The 3324-nt window shown below is 61.6% G+C and carries 3 protein-coding genes; all 3 read right to left on the reverse strand.

The genetic code is table 11. The features are described from left to right. On the reverse strand, positions 1 to 1052 hold a 1052-nt coding region (locus NUW23_14445), incomplete at its 3' end, for a DEAD/DEAH box helicase family protein (GenBank protein MCR4427359.1). Between the two features lie 86 nt (positions 1053 to 1138). Continuing rightward, positions 1139 to 2044 carry a hypothetical protein gene (locus NUW23_14450; protein ID MCR4427360.1) on the reverse strand — a complete coding sequence of 302 codons (906 nt, stop codon included), beginning with the start codon at positions 2042 to 2044 and terminating at the stop codon, positions 1139 to 1141. 137 nt (positions 2045 to 2181) lie between these two features. Further along, positions 2182 to 3060: a signal peptidase I gene (gene lepB, locus NUW23_14455; protein ID MCR4427361.1), complete on the reverse strand. Its 879-nt coding sequence runs from the start codon at positions 3058 to 3060 to the stop codon at positions 2182 to 2184. Between the last annotated feature and the right edge of the window lie 264 nt (positions 3061 to 3324).

The following is a 3324-nucleotide window of genomic DNA, read 5'->3' on the forward strand; positions in this document are numbered from 1 at the left end:
TGCCCGGGGAACAGCCGCGAGAGCGCCTGGGCAAGCATTTGGGCATGTCCCACGCGTTCGGTGAGCACAAGAACCTGCGCCCCGCGATTCATCTCGCGCGCGGCGAGATCGATGATGAGCGCGTTGCGCTCGTCATCCTGAACCATGACTGTGATCATGGCTTGATAGTCTTCCTCAGATTCGTACTCATACTGAAACGTGGTGGGTATGAATTCCACCTTCGGCCGCACAAGCACTCCCGCCTCCTCAAGGTCGCGGGTGGTTACGACAGCGCGGATCGGCCCCAGGGTCGCGTTCATGAAAGGACCTAGGCCATCCTTTCGGTCGGGAGTGGCAGTCAGCCCGTAGCGGATCGCAGCGCGAAACCTCTGGATGACGTCGACGAAGGTCTCCGCAGGGGCATGGTGGGCCTCATCCAATATGACTAACCCGACTGAGCGGGCCAGGGTCTCTGTATCTTCCGGCCGCGCCGCAAGGCTCTGAACGAGGCCCGCCGTCACGGCGGCCCCGGGCGCCCATACGCCGTCGCCCACGCGGCCGGGCACCGTGCCGAGCCACTGGACTGCGGCCTGCTCCAACTGTCCAACGAGGTCCTTGGTGTGGGCGATCAGGAGAGCGGGCTGTCTCCATCGGGCAACTAGAGCCATGGCCATGGCAGTCTTTCCTGAGCCGCACGGCGCCTGCAGAATTCCTGATCCGTACTTCGACATCTCGCCTACGGCCCTGGACTGGTAGGGCCTGAGCGTGCCCACAAAGGCCACATCAATCTTGGGAAGCACCAAGCGTCTGTCCTCGATCTCAACCTGGACGCCGGCCCCTCGCGCAAGTTCCAGGAGCCGGTCGAGGTACCCTCTCGGCAGGATCACTGCGCGGCGATGACGGTCCGCCTCGACAAGACTCAAAGTCCGCGCGAGGCCCTTCGGAACCCATCTACCCATCCGCCTGCGGCTGACGTATTCGGGGTTCGGCAGGGTAAGCTCATTGCGGACAATGCGGAGCACCTGCGAAGGCAAGTCGTAGACGTGTAGCTTGCTGTCTACAATCAGTTTCAACGTTCCCCTCTCCCGTCTGCTCTTTCGTCTCCTCCGTCAGCCCCTCCCCTGCCCCTATTTTACTTCACCGCGCACCCCAGTGTCGCTCAAAGACTGGTTTGGGCGAAGACCGGATTCACGAAGCCTCCCTCCGGTCCCACGCGCACCACGCCGAACCCCTGCGCGAACTGCACCAATGCGTCCTCCCTGTCGCCGGGGAACGCCGCGAATACCCCGGGGTACCTGGTTTGGAAGGACTCGACTGCCTCAAACAGACGGGCTCTCTGTTCGCACGTCAGTCTATGCTCGTCTTCGGGTTTCCCCGCGGGGGGCGAGTATTCGAAGAACATCGCGAGCTTGCATCCTGCGCCGGACAACGCGGCCACAAACTCGTCGCTAGTCGCCTGATCAAAGGTTTCCCGCGAGACTGTAACCGCCGCCCCAAATAGCAGCCTCTCGCGGCGCAGCCTCTCCGCCGCGCCCAAGAGCGCGTCTGGCGGTCCGTATTCGCCCGAATCGACTATGGGAACAACGTTCCTGTGGCGCCTAAGTCCGGCAACGACAGAATCGTCAATCTGAGTGTGTCCTGTGTGCACCAGGAAGACGGCACCTGTGAAACTCGCGGCGAGCCCAAAAATATCTGACCTGGCAAGGGGCTCGCCTCCAGTGAGGAGCACGACCGAAATACCCAGGTCTCTTGCTTCTTCCAGCACGCGCCTGAGTCTCTCGGGAGTCATCTCACACCCATCCGGGCTCTCGAATCCTGCTTGCTCATCTCCTGAGGTGCCTCCCCGGGCACCGCTCATTGTCGCTACCATGACTGGAGGCACCTGCACTCCACGTATCTCCCACTCCCGTCGTCTCCTGGCCGCTTCCTTTTGCGCCTTGGCCATACGAAGCACTAACCCCGCCTCGGATGGGTCCCGGAGGATCATCTTCAAGGCGTCCCGAAACAGAAGTTCAGCTCCTCGGCTGAGAAGTCCGAGGCCTGCTTCTCCACTCACACCGCTCACGCCGTGCCCTCCCACTCAATCTTCATTACATATGGCTTCCAAGCGATCATTCTATTCTTCTGCCCGCCAGCGTGAAACAAGAAGCGGGCGCGATGTGCGCCCGCGAAATTCAACCCGTCACAGCCCTCAGACCTCCATTAGAGGGAAGGGCGTCTGAAGATGGTGATCCTGTTCAAGGGGTAATAACGCAACACCGCTTTCCCCAGGATCCTGCTGGTCTTGAGGAACCCCACGCTTCCCCGGCTGTCATCGCTGTGGTTGCGATTATCTCCCATGACGAACACCGTGCCTTCCGGCACAACCTGTGGACCCCAGTCCCATCTTGGAGGTTCAGCGATGTAGGGCTCCTCTATGACCTCGCCGTTGAGGATCACCTTGCCATCTCGGATCTCGATGATGTCCCCTGCCACCGCAACAACGCGCTTGATGTACGGCCGGTTCAGGGGCCTCGTGTCCACGATGTCCTGAACAGCGCCTACCAGCCTCGAGAAGGCACCCACTCGATCCGGTTTTCTTGGGTTTTCGAGAACCACGATGTCGCCCCGGGCGGGCGGCTCGAGATGATATGAGACCTTCTCCACTATGAGCCTTTCGCGATCGTGCAGCGTGGGCTCCATGGACGCGCCTTCGACTACGAAAGATCGTCCGATGAACGTCATGATCAGCACAGCCAGCACAATCGCCATTGCGATGGCCTGCAAGTACTCGCGCGCCTCCTTGGCGAGGGCCCGCCGTCTCCTCTGGGCTGCCTCCCACCTCAGATCGACGGTATCCCCTGCAGGCGTCGGCTGTGCAGAAGCTCCGGGTTCCGCCGTTTCCTCAGTGCTTCCGACTAGGACCAGGCCTTCCGGGCCCGACTGCTCAGTCCCACCTGTCCCGCCGGGATCACCGAGTTCGCCGGGCACGGCTTCCTCGCGGACCCGGTCTGCCTCAAGTGGCTGTTCTCCAGCCCCGGACACATTGAGTTCCGTTCCTGCCTCCGGGGGCTCCGCCCTGCGTTCTCTCGATTCCTCCATAGTCATGCGCCTGCCTTGCCGTATCCAAGTCTCGGAGAGTCTCCCTACATTGGCTAACGATGCCCGCCCGTGATCAGTTCCACCGAGGGTGGGGGTGCGCCGCTCTACTATTCGAGCATGGCGCATCGTCCGTCGGTCACCACCGGGTTGCTCCCCGCGTGTCAATTGTAGCACATTTGGCACCGGTCTGCGCAAGGCAGGCTACGTCTGCGTCTGAGTCAAGAAGAAGTGGGGAGTCCCCCTTTCCTCGAATCGGTTACGCTT

Source organism: Bacillota bacterium, from assembly GCA_024655925.1.
In the GTDB taxonomy this organism is placed as follows: Bacteria; Bacillota; DTU025; order DTU025; family JANLFS01; genus JANLFS01.